The organism is Pseudomonas sp. QL9 (assembly GCF_041409665.1).
Classification (GTDB): Bacteria; Pseudomonadota; Gammaproteobacteria; order Pseudomonadales; family Pseudomonadaceae; genus Pseudomonas; species Pseudomonas knackmussii.
Window position 1 is genome coordinate 5,128,909 of sequence record NZ_CP166971.1, and the last position, 16,618, is coordinate 5,145,526.

Sequence of the window (16,618 nt, forward strand, 5' to 3'; positions counted from 1 at the left end):
GGAGCGAGCTTGCTCGCGAACAGCTCCGCAGCGAGTCCGTTCGCGAGCAAGCTCGCTCCTACCGGTTCCCTGTCATCCGCTAGTTTACAGCTGTGTATACTGCCGGCTAGGCATCTCCAGGACAGGACAGCGCATGACCGAAACCAGCTTCGCCTTCCGCCTCAAGGAACTTCTCGAACACCACAAGCTGACCCTGCAGGCGGTCGGTACCGCGCTGGGTATTTCGCGCACCGCGGTGCACAAGTGGACGCGCGGGGGCGAGATCGACTACGACAACCTGCGCAAGCTGGCGGCCTTCCTCAAGGTCAACTGGATCTGGCTGCGCTACGGCGAGGAAGCCCTGCGCGACCTGCAGGGTGCCGCACCGGTCGAGCTGCCGATGACCGACGTGCGCCGCCGCTATACCGCCGAGATCATGGAAAGCGAAGCGCGCATGAAGCTGGCCCAGGAGGGCGCGCGCATCGTCACCTGGGAATGGAACCTGATCAGCGACGAACTCACCTACTCGCCGAACGTCGAGGAGGTCTATGGCTGGCCGGTCAGGCGCAACCAGGATTTCTGGGAGCACCTGCCGCCCGAGGACGTGACCGCCATGCGCGCCATGTACGACCAGGCCATCGCCAGCGGCAGCGGCTGCGACTACGACTTCCGCATCTACCGGCCCGACGGCGAGATGCGCTGGATCGCCTCGCGCGCCAGTGTGGTGAAGGACAGCGCCGGGCGGCCGGTGAAGATGGTCGGCATCAGCATGGACAACACTGCGCGGATGGCCGCCGAGGAAGAGCTGCGCAACAGCGAGGAGCGCTTCCGCGCGATCTTCGAGCTGACCTGGGGCGCGCTGGCCTACATCGGCTTGGACGGCACCTGGCAGCGGGTCAACGGCAGCCTCTGCGAGCTGCTCGGTTACAGCGCCGACGAGCTCTACGGCATGACCTTCCAGCAGCTCACCCATCCCGACGACTTGGAGCGCAACCTGCTACTGCTGCGCAGCATGCTGGCCGGCGAGATCGAGCGTTACGTGGTCGAGAAGCGTTGCCGGCGCAAGGACGGCAGCTATGTCTGGCTGCGCGCGCGCACTTCGCTGCAGCGGCGGCGCCAGGACGGCCTGCCGGAGCACCTGATCAGCGTCTTCGAAGACATCGGCCCGGTGCGCGCCGAGCGCGAGCGCCTGCAGGCGCGCATTGCCGAACTCGAGGCCCAGCTGGCCGCCCGCGCCTGAGTCAGTGCAGGCGCACCCAGATGCCGACCAGCACGCTCGCCGCCACCAGCCAGGCCAGTGCGGCCAGCGCCAGCGAGAGCTCCAGGCGCAGGCGGTCGACCAGCAGGTAGAGCGCGGCCAGGTAGACGAAGTAGGGGATGATCGACCACATGCCGAAGGCGATGGTGGTCTTCAGGTCGTCCAGCGAACGGCTCTTGCCGACGATGTAGTGGGCGATCAGGGCGAAGGTGGGGAACAACGGCACCAGGCCGGCGATGTAGTAATTACGCGTCTTCGACAGCGCGGCGAGGATCAGCACCACGCCGGCGCCGAGGGTCGCCTTGAGTATCAGGTCCACGGGAATCTCTAAGGGTGCGCCGCTGCCGGGCGCTGGCGGCGCGCATTATCCACGCGCCCGCCTGCGCATCAAGCCACCTGTGGGCGTGCCTTGTGCGGATGCTCGCGCTTCAGGTACTCGCCCAGGCGCTGTTGCTCGCCGGCGTCGAGGAACAGCCCCAGCTTGCTGCGCCGCCAGAGGATGTCGTCGGCTTCCTCGGCCCATTCCTCGTGGCACAGATAGTCGACTTCACGAGCATAGAGGCCGTTGCCCAAGTGTTCGCCGAGATCGCTTTCGCATTCCACTCCGTCGAGTAGCCGCCAGCTGCGCATGCCGTAGCTGCGCGCCCAGCGCAGTGCCAGGCCGGCCGGCAGCCAAGGGTGGTCGCGCTCGATTTCATTGGCCAGGCGCTCGGGCGTGCCCATCTGCTCGCCGCCCGGCAGTGGGGCGTGGGCAGTCCAGGCTGGGCCCATGCGTGGGAAGCTTGGCGCGAGTTCCGCCAGCGCCGCTTCGGCGAGCTTGCGGTAGGTGGTCAGCTTGCCGCCGAACACCGAAAGTAGCGGCGCCTCGCCCGGCGCGCCTTGCAGCGAAAGCGTGTAGTCGCGGGTGACGGCGGAGGGATCGTCCGATTCGTCATCGCACAGCGGGCGCACGCCGGAATAACTCCAGAGAATGTCCTCGCGGTGCAGCTGGCGCTTGAAGTGTTCGTTGACCACTTCCAGCAGGTAGCGCGTCTCTTCCTCGGTGATGCGGACTTTCGCCGGATCGCCCAGGTATTCGCGGTCGGTGGTGCCGATCAGGGTGAAGCGCTGCAGGTAGGGGATGACGAAGACGATGCGCCGGTCCTCGTTCTGCAGGATGTAGGCCTGGTCGCCTTCGTACAGGCGCGGCACCACCAGGTGGCTGCCCTGGATCAGGCGGATGCCGTAGGGCGGGCGCTGGTGCAGCTCGTCGCGCAGGAAGCTGGCGACCCAGGGTCCGGCGGCATTCACCAGGGCGCGGGCGCGGATCGACAGCAGGCTGCCGTCGCTGCGCTCCAGGTGCAGGTGCCAGAGGCCCTTGCTACGCCGTGCGCTGACGCAGCGGGTGCGCGGGTGCACGTGGGCGCCGCGCTCGCGGGCGGCCATGGCGTTGAGCACCACCAGGCGGGCGTCGTCGACTGCGCAGTCGGCATATTCGAAGCCGCGGCGGATGCCGCTTTGCAGCGGGCTCTCGGGGCCGAAGCGCAGTCCGCGCGAGGCGCCCAGCTTCTCGCGCTTGCCCAGGTGGTCGTAGAGGAACAGCCCGGCGCGAATCATCCAGGCCGGGCGCAGGTGCGGCCGGTGCGGCAACACGAAGCGCAGCGGGTGGACGATGTGCGGGGCCTTGGCCAGCAGCACTTCGCGCTCGGCGAGGGCTTCGCGCACCAGGCGGAATTCGTAGTGCTCCAGGTAGCGCAGGCCACCGTGGACCAGCTTGCTGCTGGCGGAGGAGGTGTGGCTCGCCAAGTCGTGCTGTTCGCAGAGGAAGACGAACAGGCCGCGGCCGGCGGCATCCGCCGCGATGCCGGCGCCGTTGATGCCGCCGCCGATCACCGCCAGATCGTAGACCTCAGCCAGGGGAGCGGAGCGCTTGTGGGAGTGGCTCATGACGACTTCTCCTGACTGAAAATGAACATGAATGCGTTCGAATTCGAAAATATAGTAGGCGAGTGAACGAATTGTGACCAGCAGGAGCGGCTGAGAAATCGTGGAAAATGTCGCGTTTTCGAAAATGAACTTTCGGGGTCAGGCGAGTTCCAGCTGGACCTTGTGCTGGGCGAGCAGGCGCGCGACTGCAGCCGGAGGCGCGTGGTCGGTGATGAGGCGGTCGACCAGGTCGATCGGCCCCAGGCGCACCAGGGCGTTACGCCCGAACTTGCTGGAGTCGGCGGCGAGCAGCACCTGGCGGGCGTTCTCGATGATGGCGCGGGAGACGCGCACTTCCTGGTAGTCGAAGTCGAGCAGGCTGCCGTCTTCGTCGATTCCGCTGATGCCGACCACGGCGAAGTCGACTCGGAATTGCTGGATGAAATCCACCGCTGCCTGGCCTACCACGCCGCCGTCGCTGCGCACGGTGCCGCCGGCGACCAGCACTTCGAAGTCCGGCTTGGCGCTCAGGGTCGCCGCCACGTGCAGGTTGTTGGTGATGATCTTCAGGTTGCGGTGGCCGAGCAGGGCGCGGGCGATGGCTTCGGTGGTGGTGCCGATGTTGATGAACAGCGAGGCGTTGTCGGGGATGTGCGCGACCACCGCTTCGGCGATGCGCTGCTTCTCGTCGCGCATCTGGTCGGCACGGGTGTTGTAGGCGGTGTTCTCGATGCTCGAGTCCCAGGCGGCGCCGCCGTGGTAGCGGCGCAGCAGGCTTTGCTCGGCGAGCTGGTTGATGTCGCGGCGGATGGTCTGCGGGGTGACGGCGAACTGCTGGGCCAGTTCCTCGATGCTCAGGTAGCCGCGTTCGCGAACCAGGTCGAGGATGCTTTGCTGTCGGGGTGGCAGGTTCATCTGCGCTCTCATGCGTCCGGGCCGAAGGCCCAAGGATGCCGCAGCGCGCTGCGGCTGTCATTTCGGAGGGGTCGAACCCCGCGGCACGGTGTCCCCCTGTAGGAGCGGCCCATGGCCGCGAATCGCGCGCATGGCGCGCTCCTACGGGGGTGTGGGATTTCGCGGATGAGATCCGCTCCTACAGGTCTTCCGCCGCCCAGCCGCGCGTGCGCTCCACGGCCTTCTTCCAGCCGGCGTAGAGCTTCGCGCGGGCGGCTTCGTCGAGTTGCGGCTGGAACACCCGTTCGATCACCGCCTTGCTCTTCAGCTCATCCAGCGATTTCCAGAAGCCGGTAGCCAGGCCCGCCAGCAGGGCCGCGCCGAGAGCGGTGCTTTCGCGCATCTGCGGGCGCTCCACCGGCGTGCCGAGGATGTCCGCCTGGAACTGCATGAGGAAGTTGTTGGCCACCGCGCCGCCATCCACGCGCAGCGCGCGCAGGGCTTCGCCGGCGTCCTGCTGCATGGCGTCGAGCACGTCGCGGGTCTGGTAGGCGATGGATTCCAGGGTGGCGCGGATCACGTGGGCGGCGCCGACCCCGCGGGTCAGGCCGAACAGCGCGCCGCGCGCGTACGGGTCCCAGTAGGGCGCGCCGAGGCCGGTGAAGGCCGGGACCAGGTAGACGCCGTTGCTGTCCTTGACCTTGGTCGCGAAGTACTCGGAGTCGTGGGCGTCGTCGATCACCTTCAGCTCGTCGCGCAGCCACTGCACGGTGGACCCGCCGTTGAACACCGCGCCTTCCAGCGCGTATTGCGGCTCGCCACGCGGCCCGCAGGCGATGGTGGTGAGCAGGCCGTGGGTGGATTTCACCGCCTTCTCGCCGGTGTGCATGAGGAGGAAGCAACCGGTGCCATAGGTGTTCTTTGCCTGGCCCGGCCCCACGCAGAGCTGGCCGAACAGAGCGGCCTGCTGGTCGCCGGCGATCCCGGCGATGGGGGTGCGGTGCACGCCGAGGCCGCCGACGCGCGCCTGGCCGTAGACCTCGGAGGAGGTCTTCACCTGCGGCAGCATGGCCCGCGGGATGTCCAGCGCGGCGAGCAGCTTGTCGTCCCAGTCGCGCTTGTGGATGTCGAACAGCAGGGTGCGCGAGGCATTGGTGTAGTCGGTGACATGCACCTCGCCTTCGGTGAGTTTCCACAGCAGCCAGGTGTCGACGGTGCCGAACAGCAGCTCGCCGTTGCGGGCGCGTTCGCGGGCGCCGTCGACGTTGTCGAGGATCCACTTCAGCTTGGTGCCGGAGAAGTAGGGGTCGAGCACCAGTCCGGTGGTGTCGCGGATGTAGTCCTCCAGGCCGTCGCGGCGCAGTTGCTCGCAGATCGCCGCGCTGCGCCGGCATTGCCAGACGATGGCGTTGTGGATCGGCCGGCCCGTGGCCTTGTCCCACACGACCGTGGTTTCGCGCTGGTTGGTGATGCCGATGGCGGCGACTTCGCCGAAGCCGATGCCGGCCTGGGCCAGGGCCTCGACCAGGGTCGAGCTCTGGGTCGCCCAGATTTCCATGGGGTCGTGCTCGACCCAGCCGGCCTGCGGATAGATCTGCGCGAATTCGCGCTGGGCCATGCTGGCGATGTTGGCGTCGTGGTCGAAGATGATGGCGCGGGAGCTGGTGGTGCCCTGGTCGAGGGCGACTATGTATTTCTTGTTCTGGCTGTCGGTCATGACGTTGGCCTTGTGCTGCATCCGGCAGAGCCCGGGACAGTGGCGACCATAGGCGATTCCGCGGGCCGGGTGAAGGGCCGATGGCGCAGGTGCGGGTGGCGGATTCGGCCGTCGCCGCTTGCTATGCTTGGCCATCGCCCCGCATGACCGACGGAACGCCATGACTCCCGCTATCGACCTGCTGAAGAAAGCCCGCGCCGAACACCGCGTCCTGAGCTACGAACACGATCCGAAGGCGCCGTCCTATGGCCTGGAGGCTGCGGAGAAACTCGGCCTGGAGCCGGCCCGCGTATTCAAGACGCTGCTCGCCGCCACCGAAAAGGGCGAGCTGCTGGTGGCCGTGGTGCCGGTGGCCGGCACCCTCGACCTGAAGGCCCTGGCGCACGCCGCCGGCGCGAAGAAAGCCGACATGGCCGACCCCAACGCCGCACAGCGCGCCACCGGCTACCTGGTCGGCGGCATCAGCCCGTTGGGGCAGAAGAAACGCCTGCGCACCTTCATCGACGAGTCCGCACGCAGCTATCCGACCATCCACGTCAGCGCCGGACGCCGTGGGCTGGAAGTGGAACTCAGCGCCGAGACCCTGGCCAGCCTCACAGCGGGCAGTTTCGCCGCCATCGGTCGCGGCTGAACGGTCCACTGTTACGCTGCGAAAGCCACATACTGTACGGCGATACGTCGCACGCGAACCGGCATCCTCTGCCGGCGAATTCAAGGAGAACGCCATGCAGCTCGACTTCCACCAGGTGGATGCCTTCACCAACCGACCTTTCAGCGGCAACCCGGCTATCGTCTATCGCCTCGACGCCTGGCTCGCCGACGAGTTGATGCAGAAGATCGCCGCCGAGCACAACCTGGCGGAAACCGCCTTCGTCGTGAATGAGCTGGACGGCTGGCGCATCCGCTGGTTCACGCCGACGGTGGAAGTGCCGCTCTGCGGTCATGCCACGCTCGCTGCGGCCCACGTGCTCTTCGAGATTTACGGCGAACCGGGCGAGCGCCTGGAGTTCGCCTCGCAATCCGGCCCGCTACGGGTCTTCCGCGAGGACCCGCACCTGGCCCTGGACTTCCCGGCGCAGCCGCCGAGCGAGGTCGGCAGCACCGTCGAGCTGGAGCAGGCCCTGGGTGTGCCGCTGGTGGACGTGCTGGGCAACAACAGTCACCTGGTAGTGCTGCTGGAGTCGGAACTGGCGGTGCGCCAATGCAAGCCGGATTTCGCCGCCCTGGCGCGCTTGCCGTACCTGGGAGTGATAGTCACCGCGCGCGGCGACGACTATGACTTCGTCTCGCGCTTCTTCGCCCCGGCCATTGGCATCGAGGAAGACCCGGTCACCGGCGCCGCGCATTGCGGCCTGATTCCCTACTGGTCGCAGCGCTTGAACAAGTTGCAGTTGCGCGCCTACCAGTGCTCGGCGCGCGGCGGCGAACTCTGGTGCCGCCTGCAGGGCGACCGCGTGAGCATCGCCGGCCACGCGCGGCTGATCGCTGCCGGACGCCTGTTCGTCTGAGTCGAAACGGGCGCCTGCTCAGGCGCCCGTCGAATCCTGCGGAAATTCGATCACGAAGCGCGTCCAGCCATCCGCGCATTCGGCGCGGATGCTACCGCCATGGGCTTGCACGATGGAGCGACAGATCGCCAGGCCAAGCCCGGCGTGTACGCCATGTCCGTCGCGGTCTGCCGGATCGCGGTGATGGAAGCGGTCGAACAGCAGCGGCAGTTGTTCGGCGGGAATCGCCGGGCCCTGGTTCTCTACGCTGATCCGGCCGGGTTGCAGGCGTACGCGAATGGCGCCTCCGGCGGCGGTGAAGCGCAAGGCGTTGTCCAGCAGATTGGCTAGCACACGGCGCAGCATGCCGCGATCGGCTAGCAGCAGTGCCTCGCCCTGGCGCTGCAATTCGATGCCATTTTCTTCGGCCAGCGGCGCGTAGAACTCCAGCAGCGCATCTACCTCGCCTTCCAGCGCCAGGCTTTCGCGGCGCGGCGCCAGCAGGCCGTGATCGGCCTTGGCCAGCAAGAGCATGTCGTTGACCATCGCCGTCAGCCGCTGCAGCTCCTCCAGGTTGCCGTGCAACGCCTCGCGATATTCGTCCGCGTCGCGTGAGCGCGAGAGCACCACCTGGGTTTGCGTCAGCAGGGCGGTGAGCGGCGTGCGCAGTTCATGGGCGATGTCCGCGGAGAAGGCCGACAGGCGCTGGAAGGCTTCTTCCAGGCGAGCGAGCATGGCGTTCAAATCGTCGGCCAGGCCGCTGAGCTCTTTCGGCAGGCGCGCGGCGTCGAGGCGAGTGGTCAGCGACTGCGCCGAGACTTGCGCCGCCACCTCGCCCATGCGTCGCAGCGGACGCAGGCTGGCGCGGGTGGCCCAGGCGCCGAGCAGGGCGGTGGCCAGGGCGGAGAGGCTCATGGTCAGCCAGATCAGTTGCTGCATGTGCTGGAGGAAATGCTGGTGATGGGTGATGTCCAGCACCAGGGTGAGCTGGCGCCCGTCGGGATCGGCTGGGTCCAGCGGGGCATTCATTTCGCGGTAGGCGGGCTCGTCGTCCATCCCCGGCATGTCGCCGCCGGCACCGCTCATGCGTGGCGGCTCGTCGAGCCAGCGTTGGCCGTCGGCGCCGCTCAGGCGGATGCCCAGGTCCGGGTGGCGGGTCAGTTCGAGCTCGAGGCCGGCCCGGTGCGTGGCCAGGTCGGCAGGCGAGCGGACGTCGGCGAGCAGTTCGCGGAAGGCTGGCAGGCGGCTGCCCATGGTTTCGCGGTCGAGTTCGATGAAGTGCGCCTCGCTGGCGCGGCTGAAGAGGGCGCCGGCGAGCAGCGAGATGGCCGCGGTGGCGGCAGCGAACAGCAGGCTGAGGCGGACCCCTAGGGAAAGGCGCGAACCCAGGCTCATGCCGGCCGCTCTTCGAGCACGTAGCCCATGCCGCGCACGGTGTGGATCAGGCGCTGCGGGAAGTCGTCGTCGACCTTGGCGCGCAGGCGGCGGATCGCCACCTCGATGACGTTGGTGTCACTGTCGAAGTTCATGTCCCACACCTGCGAGGCGATCAGCGACTTGGGCAGCACTTCGCCGTGGCGGCGCAACAGCAGTTCGAGCAGGGCGAACTCCTTGGCGGTCAGCTCGATGCGCTTGCCGGCGCGTTGTACGCGGCGGCGCAGCAGGTCCAGTTCGAGATCGGCCAACTGCAGCGTTGTGTCCTGCACCGGTTGGCCGCCCCGGCGCAGCAGGGTGCGCACGCGGGCGAGCAGTTCGACGAAGGCGAAGGGCTTGACCAGGTAGTCGTCGGCGCCTTGTTCCAGGCCGCGCACGCGGTCTTCCACGGCGTCGCGGGCGGTGAGGAACAGCACCGGCACACCCTGGCCGGCCTGGCGCACGCTGGCGAGGATCTGCCAGCCGTCGCGGCCGGGGAGCATGACGTCGAGGATCAGCAGGTCATAGCCGCCGGAAAGCGCCAGATGCTCGCCCTCGGCGCCATCGGTGCTGAGGTCGACGGCATAGCCGGCTTCGCTCAGGCCCTGGCGCAGGTACTGGCCGATGCGAGGTTCGTCTTCGACGATCAAGAGTTTCAACGCGAGTGCTCCTGGCGGCTGCTGTATGGGCACATTGTATCCAGGCAGGCCGTCGGCACCGCCAAGCTGACAGAACTGTAATCCTCCCGACAGCCAGCGGGCAGCTGGCACTGGGCAGGATGGCGACAGATCAATCCAACGAGGTTCACCCGATGTCCTTGAATTCCCTGTTCCGAGCTGCACTGCTTAGCCTGGCTGCGAGCCTGGCCGTACCGGCGCTGGCCGATGCCGGCCGCGGCTACGACTTCGGCAAGCCGGCCAAGGCCGAACAGGCCACGCGCACCGTCGAGATCACGCTCGGCGACATGTACTTCGAGCCCAAGTCCGTACAGGTCAAGGCTGGCGAGACAGTGCGCTTCGTCATTCACAACAACGGCAAGCTGCTGCATGAGTTCAACCTAGGCAGCGCGGCTATGCATGCCGAGCACCAGAAGGAAATGCAGCACATGCAGGAGATGGGCATGCTCAGCCCCACCGGCATGCAGCACGACATGAGTCAGATGGGCCAGATGGCCGGCATGGACCATTCGCAAATGAACATGAAGCATGACGACCCCAACAGCGTGCTGATCGAACCGGGCAAGAGCGCCGAGCTGACCTGGACCTTCAGCAAGGCGACCGGCCTCGAGTTCGCCTGCAACATTCCTGGCCACTATCAGGCGGGTATGGTCGGCAAGCTGAACGTGGACTCCTGAGGCCGCACCGCGAGGGCGTCTCGTCCTCTGCCTGCTGAAAGCGCCGGAGCATTTGTATACACTTGCCGCGCCCGCCACTCCGGCGGGCGCCGATCCGACTCCGCAGGTTTCCGTCATGCAGCATCCCGCCGAACATTCGCCGCTGGGCAAGTCCAGCGAATACGTCTCCACTTATTCGCCGGAGCTGCTGTTCCCCATCAGTCGCGCCACCAAGTGGGCCGAGCTGGGCCTGGATGGCAGCAACCTGCCGTACCAGGGCGTGGACATCTGGAACTGCTACGAGCTGTCCTGGCTGACCCCGGGTGGCAAGCCGGTGGTCGCCATCGGTGAGTTCGCCATTCCTGCGGCCTCGCCGAACATCATCGAATCGAAGTCGTTCAAGCTTTACCTGAACTCGCTGAACCAGAGCCCGTTCGACAGCCGTGAAGCCGTGAAGGCGGTGCTGGTCCGCGATCTCTCGGCAGCTGCCGGTGCGCCGGTGGCGGTGCGTCTGCGCAGCCTTGACGAAGTGGCCGAGGAGGGCGTCGCCCGCCTGCCGGGGCGTTGCGTCGACGAGCTGGACGTGACCGTGGAGAGCTACGATCACCCGCGCCCGGAACTGCTGCGTTGCAACGATGCACAGCGGGTCGACGAGGTGCTCTACAGCCACCTGCTGAAATCCAACTGCCCGGTTACCGGCCAGCCGGACTGGGGCACCCTGGTGGTCGACTACAGTGGCCCGGCGCTGGACCCTGCCAGCCTGCTGGCCTACGTGGTGTCCTTCCGCCAGCACCAGGACTTCCACGAGCAGTGCGTCGAGCGCATCTATCTCGATCTGCAGCGCCTGCTGCAGCCGAGCCGCCTCACCGTCTACGCGCGCTACGTGCGCCGCGGCGGGCTGGACATCAACCCCTATCGCAGCAGCGAAGCCGTGGTTGCGGATAACCGCCGCCTGGTGCGCCAGTAACTGGCAAAGACGAAAAAACCCGGCCAAGGACGGGTTTTTTGTTTCTGCGCGGGGCTCAGATGCCCATGTTCGCCAGGCTCTGCACCACGGAACGGAGCGTGGCGGCCAGGGTCGGGTGACTGACTTCGAAGCGTTCCACCGCCAGGTTGATGCCATCCATCAGGCTCTCGTCGGAGAGCGCGTCCTCATTGGCCAGCTGCAATTCGATGTCCCGGATCAGCGTCTCCAACTCGCCGCGCTGCTCTTCGCTCAGCGGCGGCTCATGCTCCAGCTGCTCGCGCAGCTTCTGCAGTTCTTCACGCAGTTGACGTGTCGGCATGGCGGTTTCCTTCAGCAGTGGGCTACCCAGGATGGACCGCGCCGCGCCGGCGAAAGTCCATCACCATGCCACACAGCTTAACTCGCCGGGCGCAGCCGTGCCTGATGCGGATCAACCCGCAGTAGACGTTCCAGCGCAGGGAAGAAGTGGCTCAGTTCCGGCGTGCGCATGGCCGGGTCCTTGCCGAGGTCGTCGAGGCGCCGCAGGGTGATGGCGTCTTCGGCGTAGGGCGCCTTGAGGAAGGCCATGGCGGCGCGTTCGTCGAAAGGCCCGCCCTGCAACGCCAGGCTGTGCCGCGAGGCGGGCGAAAGGCCGGCGTGATAGGTCGGGTCGACCGCGCAGAGGTAGCGCTTGGCGGCGACATGCAGCAGCACCGGTTGCCAGACCGATTCGGGCAGCATCCGGCGCAGCAGATGGGCGCCGACTTCCTCGTGGCGCAGGTCGCGGCTCTCGATCTCGTCGGGGTTCTCGTAGAGGTGGCCAATGTCGTGCAGCAGCGCGGCGACCACCAGGCTGTCGGCGCAGCCCGCGCGCTCGGCCAGGGTCGCGCATTGCAGCGCGTGTTCGGCCTGGCTCACCGACTCTCCGTAGGGCTCGGCACCGAAGCTGGCGAAGCGCTCGGCGAGCTCGTCGAGAAAGGCGTGGCGAATGTGTTTCATGGTTTTTCTCCTTTCGCGCGGCGACAGGCGATGTCCCGCAGGCAGGGTTCCAGCTCGCCCAGATGGTCGATCACCGAATGCACGCCCAGGCGGTACAGCTCCAGGGTGGCTTGTGCCCGGCGCTGTTCGCGCGCGCCGTGTTCCAGCGCGTCCCAGTCCTGCGCCGAGAGGCCGCAGTGCGGACCGCGTGCGGCCAGGCCGATGGTCCAGAGACCGGCATTGAGCCCCGATTGCAGCAGGCGCGGCTGGCTGCTGACGAGTACGCAACCGTCCAGCTGCGGGCTGCCCAGCGTGATCAGCGCCTGCCAGCAGGCGTCCGGCGCGGGCCATGGGCGGGCTTCGCCGCCTGAGGAGCCGACGATGGTGCCGTTCAGCGGCTTGGCCAGGCGTTCGCGTGCGGCCGGCGGCAGTTCGTCGAGCCAGACACAGGGAATATCGCTGTGGCCGAGGCGGTGCAGCGCCTCCAGGGCCTCGGGAACCGCTTCGGCCTGTTCGTCGGCGCTGTCGCGCAGCTCGCTGAAGAAGTTGGCGCATTCATCGGCATTGGGCTCGCGGCCGAGCAGATACGTCAGCGCCTGCCGTGGTGGGTGCGCAGTGGCTTCGGCAATGCGTTCCGGCGCGGCATGCGGGAACAGGCGCTGCAAGGCCAGCGGCAGGGTTTGCGCGCCGAAGTCGACGAGGTCGCCGCAGAGGCCGAAGAGCAGGGCGGTGAAGGGGGGCAGTTCGACAGCGGATGCGGGCATGGCAGGTGGTCTGGACAATGGTCTAGGCCAGATTAGCGGGGCAATGTGACGGTCCGGTGAAGGGCGCCGGGTGCTGTGATGTCTCCTTTATAATTGGCCGGTCAGATGCACCGAGAGCTTCCATGTCGGCCGAACAACCCCTGCATTACCTGCGCATCCGCGATCAACTGGCACTGGACATCGCCCAGCAACGGCTGGCTGCGCGCCTGCCTGGCGAGCGCGAGTTGGCCGAACGCTTCTGCTGCACACGGGTGACCCTGCGTGAAGCCCTGCAGCAATTGGAAACCGAGGGCGTGGTGTACCGCGAAAATCGCCGCGGCTGGTTCGTCTCGCCTCCACGGGTGCGCTACAACCCGACGCGCACGGTCGGCTTCATGGACTATGTCGCCGCCCAGGGGCGTGTGCCGCGGACCGAAACCCTGCGCCGCGAACACGCCCGGGCCGATGCCGCGATCGCCCTGCGCATGGGGCTGGAGGAGGGCGCCGCGTTGCTGCGCATCGAGCGGCGACGCTGGGTCGACGAGCGCCCGGTACTGCTGGAGCGCATCCTGCTGGACGCGGCCTGGTGTTCGCCGGCCTTGCTCGAAGAAGACCTGGACACTTCGCTGACCCGGCTGCTGCAGGAGCGTTTCGACCTGCGTCCGCGGCGCTGCGAGTTGGCCATGCATCCTTGTGCACTGGGCGCTATCGAGGCCGACTCGCTGCAGTTGGCGCCTGGTTCTCCCGGCTTGTTCCTGGAGCGGCTGAGCTACGCCGACGGCGTGCGAGCGGTCGAGCTGGACCAGGAGTTCTGGCGCCCGGACGCCCTGGAAATCGTCATGCAGGTGCAATACCCGGACTGATCAGCTTGGCAGGTAGCGCTGCAGGTGCACGCGAAGGGATTCGGGCAACGGGATCGAGCGATTGTCCGCGTGATCGACCCAGACCAGCTTGCAGTGGCCTTCGCCGACGAGGGTGTCGGGCGCCTCCTGGGTGTTCAGGCGATGCCCGAGGGTCAGGCTGCTGTTTCCGATCTGCAACACGCGCAACTCCACCTGTACGGTGGCTGGATAGACGACAGGGCGCAGGTAGGTGTGCAGGTTCTGCAGAACCACTGGCCCTTGGCTATCGTGATTGATATCGATGCCGACGCTGGCGAACCAGCTGCAGCGGACCTCTTCCACGTATTGCAGGTAGACGGTGTTGTTGACGTGGCCGTAGCTGTCCATGTCGCCCCAGCGAACCGGGACCAGGGCCGAGTGAAGGAGGGGTTGTTCGTGCATCGAAGTATTCCGGTGTCTGCAAAAGCGGCGCGGAACTATATACTGCGCGGCGATTCGGAGCCGTCTCGCCGGCTCTTCAGATCTTGCTAAGGAGATATGTCGATGCGCCCACTAGGCGTCAATTGGATGAAGTGCTGCGCACGCCTGCTGGCCGGCGCCGGCCTGGCTCTGGTTCCGTTCCTGGCCCAAGCGGCGAGCGACGAGGACCCATGGGAAAGCGTCAACCGTCCGATCTTCGTGTTCAACGACACCCTCGACACCTATGCCCTGAAACCGCTGGCGCAGGGTTACCAGAAGGTAACGCCGGACTTCATGCAGACCGGCATCCATAACTTCTTCAGCAACATCGGCGATGTGCGCAACCTGGTGAACGACCTGCTGCAAGGCAAGGCTCGCCACGCCGGCATCGACACCAGCCGCCTGCTGTTCAACACCACCTTCGGCCTGGCCGGCTTCATCGACGTGGCTACCCCGATGGGGCTGCAGCGCAACGATGAGGACTTCGGTCAGACCCTTGGCTACTGGGGGGTGGGTAGCGGCCCGTACGTGATGCTGCCGCTGCTCGGCCCGAGCACCCTGCGTGACGCGCCGTCGAAGATTCCGGACGCCTATACCGGCATGTACCCGTACATCGACAACGTGCCAGTGCGTAACAGCATCCGTGGGGGCGATGTGGTCGACACCCGCGCCGACCTGCTCAAGTCCGAGAAGCTGATCAGCGGTGACAAGTACAACTTCATTCGCAACGCCTACCTGCAGAACCGCGAGTTCAAGGTCAAGGACGGCCAGGTAGAAGACGACTTCTGACGGCCATGCTCCCTTCCTCTTCCGGCCTGGGGTGCGCCGTGCGGGCCCCGGCGGGCTCTGTCTTGAACCCTAGGACGGATGGGAGTAGTGTCTGCGCCTTGTCGACCCCGACCCGCGCCGAATTCCGTTCCATGCGCGCCATTCACAACAATTCCGGCGCCGTTTGCCTGGATGACCCATGCACAAACCCAGTGCCACGCTGCTGATCATCGATGACGACGAGGTTGTCCGCGAGAGCCTCGCTGCCTACCTGGAAGACAGTGGATTCAAGGTCCTGCAGGCCACCAACGGCCAGCAAGGGCTGCAGATTTTCCAGCATGAGCTACCCGATCTGGTTGTATGCGATCTGCGCATGCCGCAGATGGACGGCCTCGAGCTGATCCGTCGGGTCGGCGACATGGCCGTGGAAATCCCGGTGATTGTCCTGTCCGGTGCTGGCGTGATGAGCGATGTGGTCGAAGCGCTGCGACTGGGCGCCGCCGACTACCTGATCAAGCCGCTGGAAGACCTCGCAGTGCTGGAACACTCGGTCCGCCGCGCCCTCGATCGCGCGCACCTTCGTTCGGAGAACCGCCGCTACCGCGAGAAGCTGGAAGCGACCAACCGCGAGCTGCAGGCCAGCCTGAGCCTGCTGCAGGAAGACCAGAACGCCGGTCGCCAGGTGCAGATGAACATGCTCCCGGTCACCCCCTGGGAAGCCGAAGGTCTGCAGTTCTCCCACCAGATCATTCCGTCACTGTACCTGTCCGGTGACTTCGTCGACTACTTCCGTGTCGATGATCGGCGCATCGGCTTCTACCTGGCCGACGTTTCCGGTCATGGCGCTTCCTCGGCTTTCGTCACCGTGCTGTTGAAGTTCATGACCACCCGTCTGCTCTACGAGTCGCGGCGGGGCGGGTCGTTGCCCGACTTCAAGCCGTCCGAGGTGCTCGGCCACATCAACCGTGGGCTGATCAACACCAAGCTGGGCAAGCACGTGACCATGCTCGGCGGGGTGATCGACCTGGAAACCGACCGTTTGACTTACAGCATCGGTGGTCACCTGCCGCTCCCGGTAATCTACGTGGACGGCGAGGCGCGCTATTTGGAAGGCCGCGGCCTGCCGGTCGGGCTGTTCGAAGAGGCCACCTACGAAGATCGGACGATGGACCTGCCGCGGTCCTTCAGCCTGTCGCTGTTCTCCGACGGCATCCTGGACGTGCTGCCGGGGACTACATTGAAAGAAAAGGAGGCGACTCTGCCCGAGCAGGTCGTCGCCGCCGGCGGTACTCTGGATGGCCTGCGCCAAGTCTTCGGACTGGCCAAGTTGTCCGAGATGCCGGATGATATCGCCTTGCTGGTGTTGAGCAGGAACCTTGCATGAGTACCGGTAAAATCCAGTTCGCCGAGCAGGATGGCTCTTTCGTCCTGAAGTTCGTGGGCGAAGTCCGACTGACGTTGTGTTCGGCGCTGGATGCCACCATTGAAAAAATCTTCGCCGCGCTGAATTTCACGGCGATCATCATCGATCTCACCGAAGCCCAGAGCATCGACAGCACGACCCTCGGCCTGCTGGCCAAGTTGTCGATCCTGTCCCGGCAGAAGGTGGGGCTGTTGCCGACCGTGGTGACCACCAATCCCGACATGACCCGTCTGCTGCAGTCGATGGGTTTCGATCAGGTGTTCAACATCGTCGACCGTCCCATTCCGTGCCCGGAATGCCTGACCGACCTGCCGCCGCAGGATCAGTCGGAGGAAGTGGTGCGCAGCAAAGTGCTGGAAGCCCACCGCATCCTCATGGGGCTGAACGAGTCCAACCGAGAAGCCTTCCACGACCTGGTGAGCGCCCTCGAGCGCCACTGATCGCTGCGATCCTCGTCGATGAAACGCAAACCG

The 16,618-nt window shown here is 66.3% G+C and carries 19 protein-coding genes; 9 read left to right on the plus strand and 10 right to left on the minus strand.

Annotated features, from left to right (window positions below):
- Positions 1 to 133 precede the first annotated feature (133 nt).
- Positions 134 to 1,219, plus strand: a complete 1,086-nt coding sequence (locus ACA097_RS23890) for a PAS domain-containing protein (protein ID WP_371366437.1) — start codon at positions 134 to 136, stop codon at positions 1,217 to 1,219.
- Position 1,220: 1 nt separating this feature from the next.
- On the opposite strand, the gene ACA097_RS23895 is transcribed toward ACA097_RS23890, so the two are convergent.
- From ACA097_RS23895 to glpK, 4 genes are all read right to left on the minus strand, one after another.
- Positions 1,221 to 1,547 carry a GlpM family protein gene (locus tag ACA097_RS23895; protein WP_156958135.1) on the minus strand — a complete coding sequence of 109 codons (327 nt, stop codon included), beginning with the start codon at positions 1,545 to 1,547 and terminating at the stop codon, positions 1,221 to 1,223.
- 77 nt (positions 1,548 to 1,624) lie between these two features.
- Positions 1,625 to 3,163 (minus strand): glycerol-3-phosphate dehydrogenase, encoded by a 1,539-nt coding sequence (gene glpD, locus ACA097_RS23900; RefSeq protein ID WP_043253294.1) that lies wholly within the window; start codon positions 3,161 to 3,163, stop codon positions 1,625 to 1,627.
- Between the two features lie 138 nt (positions 3,164 to 3,301).
- Complete coding sequence (locus ACA097_RS23905) at positions 3,302 to 4,057, minus strand: DeoR/GlpR family transcriptional regulator (protein WP_043253293.1); 756 nt, start codon at positions 4,055 to 4,057, stop codon at positions 3,302 to 3,304.
- 178 nt (positions 4,058 to 4,235) lie between these two features.
- Complete coding sequence (gene glpK / locus ACA097_RS23910) at positions 4,236 to 5,753, minus strand: glycerol kinase GlpK (RefSeq protein WP_043257454.1); 1,518 nt, start codon at positions 5,751 to 5,753, stop codon at positions 4,236 to 4,238.
- Between the two features lie 160 nt (positions 5,754 to 5,913).
- On the opposite strand from glpK, the gene ybaK reads away from it, so the two are divergent.
- Together ybaK and ACA097_RS23920 are read left to right on the plus strand one after the other, a co-directional pair.
- Positions 5,914 to 6,384 (plus strand): Cys-tRNA(Pro) deacylase, encoded by a 471-nt coding sequence (gene ybaK, locus ACA097_RS23915; protein WP_043253292.1) that lies wholly within the window; start codon positions 5,914 to 5,916, stop codon positions 6,382 to 6,384.
- A 94-nt stretch (positions 6,385 to 6,478) separates the two neighbouring features.
- The gene (locus tag ACA097_RS23920) at positions 6,479 to 7,261 is read left to right on the plus strand and encodes a PhzF family phenazine biosynthesis protein (protein ID WP_043253291.1); all 783 of its coding nucleotides are present in this window, start codon (positions 6,479 to 6,481) and stop codon (positions 7,259 to 7,261) included.
- A gap of 18 nt (positions 7,262 to 7,279) precedes the next feature.
- Here ACA097_RS23920 and ACA097_RS23925 read toward each other — a convergent pair whose 3' ends face one another.
- The gene (locus ACA097_RS23925; RefSeq protein WP_371366440.1) at positions 7,280 to 8,635 is read right to left on the minus strand and encodes a heavy metal sensor histidine kinase; all 1,356 of its coding nucleotides are present in this window, start codon (positions 8,633 to 8,635) and stop codon (positions 7,280 to 7,282) included.
- Entirely contained in the window at positions 8,632 to 9,312 is a 681-nt protein-coding gene (locus tag ACA097_RS23930) for a heavy metal response regulator transcription factor (RefSeq protein ID WP_043253289.1), read from the minus strand. Before ACA097_RS23930 ends, ACA097_RS23925 begins: the two co-directional genes overlap by 4 nt.
- Positions 9,313 to 9,464: 152 nt before the next feature.
- Here ACA097_RS23930 and ACA097_RS23935 point away from each other — a divergent pair, with 152 nt between their 5' ends.
- Complete coding sequence (locus ACA097_RS23935) at positions 9,465 to 10,007, plus strand: plastocyanin/azurin family copper-binding protein (RefSeq protein ID WP_043253288.1); 543 nt, start codon at positions 9,465 to 9,467, stop codon at positions 10,005 to 10,007.
- Between the two features lie 115 nt (positions 10,008 to 10,122).
- Positions 10,123 to 10,953: an NADPH-dependent 7-cyano-7-deazaguanine reductase QueF gene (gene queF / locus ACA097_RS23940; RefSeq protein WP_043253287.1), complete on the plus strand. Its 831-nt coding sequence runs from the start codon at positions 10,123 to 10,125 to the stop codon at positions 10,951 to 10,953.
- 55 nt (positions 10,954 to 11,008) lie between these two features.
- On the opposite strand, the gene ACA097_RS23945 is transcribed toward queF, so the two are convergent.
- From ACA097_RS23945 to ACA097_RS23955, 3 genes are all read right to left on the minus strand, one after another.
- Positions 11,009 to 11,272, minus strand: a complete 264-nt coding sequence (locus ACA097_RS23945) for a DUF4404 family protein (RefSeq protein WP_043253286.1) — start codon at positions 11,270 to 11,272, stop codon at positions 11,009 to 11,011.
- Positions 11,273 to 11,349: 77 nt separating this feature from the next.
- Positions 11,350 to 11,931: a phosphonate degradation HD-domain oxygenase gene (locus tag ACA097_RS23950; RefSeq protein ID WP_371366443.1), complete on the minus strand. Its 582-nt coding sequence runs from the start codon at positions 11,929 to 11,931 to the stop codon at positions 11,350 to 11,352.
- Complete coding sequence (locus tag ACA097_RS23955) at positions 11,928 to 12,674, minus strand: phosphatase (RefSeq protein WP_043253284.1); 747 nt, start codon at positions 12,672 to 12,674, stop codon at positions 11,928 to 11,930. Before ACA097_RS23955 ends, ACA097_RS23950 begins: the two co-directional genes overlap by 4 nt.
- 122 nt (positions 12,675 to 12,796) lie before the next feature.
- Between ACA097_RS23955 and ACA097_RS23960 the strand changes: the two genes are divergently transcribed.
- Positions 12,797 to 13,516, plus strand: a complete 720-nt coding sequence (locus ACA097_RS23960) for a UTRA domain-containing protein (protein WP_371366446.1) — start codon at positions 12,797 to 12,799, stop codon at positions 13,514 to 13,516.
- Here ACA097_RS23960 and ACA097_RS23965 read toward each other — a convergent pair whose 3' ends face one another.
- Entirely contained in the window at positions 13,517 to 13,936 is a 420-nt protein-coding gene (locus ACA097_RS23965; RefSeq protein WP_160287577.1) for a thioesterase family protein, read from the minus strand.
- 102 nt (positions 13,937 to 14,038) lie between these two features.
- On the opposite strand from ACA097_RS23965, the gene ACA097_RS23970 reads away from it, so the two are divergent.
- The 3 genes from ACA097_RS23970 (at position 14,039) to rssC (ending at position 16,585) form a co-directional block, all read left to right on the plus strand.
- Entirely contained in the window at positions 14,039 to 14,743 is a 705-nt protein-coding gene (locus ACA097_RS23970; RefSeq protein WP_160287576.1) for a VacJ family lipoprotein, read from the plus strand.
- 178 nt (positions 14,744 to 14,921) lie between these two features.
- Positions 14,922 to 16,106: a two-component system response regulator RssB gene (rssB, locus tag ACA097_RS23975; protein WP_043253280.1), complete on the plus strand. Its 1,185-nt coding sequence runs from the start codon at positions 14,922 to 14,924 to the stop codon at positions 16,104 to 16,106.
- Complete coding sequence (rssC, locus tag ACA097_RS23980; protein WP_043253279.1) at positions 16,103 to 16,585, plus strand: anti-sigma factor antagonist RssC; 483 nt, start codon at positions 16,103 to 16,105, stop codon at positions 16,583 to 16,585. The genes rssB and rssC overlap by 4 nt, the downstream gene beginning before the upstream one ends.
- Positions 16,586 to 16,618: the final 33 nt, after the last annotated feature.

Bases quoted from the DNA above. Each gene is read 5' to 3' on its own strand.
- ACA097_RS23890 (WP_371366437.1), top strand. From the start codon at position 134: ATGACCGAAACCAGCTTCGCCTTCCGCCTCAAGGAACTTCTCGAACAC.
- glpD (WP_043253294.1), bottom strand. From the start codon at position 3,163: ATGAGCCACTCCCACAAGCGCTCCGCTCCCCTGGCTGAGGTCTACGAT.
- ACA097_RS23905 (WP_043253293.1), bottom strand. From the start codon at position 4,057: ATGAACCTGCCACCCCGACAGCAAAGCATCCTCGACCTGGTTCGCGAA.
- glpK (WP_043257454.1), bottom strand. From the start codon at position 5,753: ATGACCGACAGCCAGAACAAGAAATACATAGTCGCCCTCGACCAGGGC.
- ybaK (WP_043253292.1), top strand. From the start codon at position 5,914: ATGACTCCCGCTATCGACCTGCTGAAGAAAGCCCGCGCCGAACACCGC.
- ACA097_RS23920 (WP_043253291.1), top strand. From the start codon at position 6,479: ATGCAGCTCGACTTCCACCAGGTGGATGCCTTCACCAACCGACCTTTC.
- ACA097_RS23925 (WP_371366440.1), bottom strand. From the start codon at position 8,635: ATGAGCCTGGGTTCGCGCCTTTCCCTAGGGGTCCGCCTCAGCCTGCTG.
- ACA097_RS23935 (WP_043253288.1), top strand. From the start codon at position 9,465: ATGTCCTTGAATTCCCTGTTCCGAGCTGCACTGCTTAGCCTGGCTGCG.
- queF (WP_043253287.1), top strand. From the start codon at position 10,123: ATGCAGCATCCCGCCGAACATTCGCCGCTGGGCAAGTCCAGCGAATAC.
- ACA097_RS23945 (WP_043253286.1), bottom strand. From the start codon at position 11,272: ATGCCGACACGTCAACTGCGTGAAGAACTGCAGAAGCTGCGCGAGCAG.
- ACA097_RS23950 (WP_371366443.1), bottom strand. From the start codon at position 11,931: ATGAAACACATTCGCCACGCCTTTCTCGACGAGCTCGCCGAGCGCTTC.
- ACA097_RS23955 (WP_043253284.1), bottom strand. From the start codon at position 12,674: ATGCCCGCATCCGCTGTCGAACTGCCCCCCTTCACCGCCCTGCTCTTC.
- ACA097_RS23960 (WP_371366446.1), top strand. From the start codon at position 12,797: ATGTCGGCCGAACAACCCCTGCATTACCTGCGCATCCGCGATCAACTG.
- ACA097_RS23965 (WP_160287577.1), bottom strand. From the start codon at position 13,936: ATGCACGAACAACCCCTCCTTCACTCGGCCCTGGTCCCGGTTCGCTGG.
- ACA097_RS23970 (WP_160287576.1), top strand. From the start codon at position 14,039: ATGCGCCCACTAGGCGTCAATTGGATGAAGTGCTGCGCACGCCTGCTG.
- rssB (WP_043253280.1), top strand. From the start codon at position 14,922: ATGCACAAACCCAGTGCCACGCTGCTGATCATCGATGACGACGAGGTT.
- rssC (WP_043253279.1), top strand. From the start codon at position 16,103: ATGAGTACCGGTAAAATCCAGTTCGCCGAGCAGGATGGCTCTTTCGTC.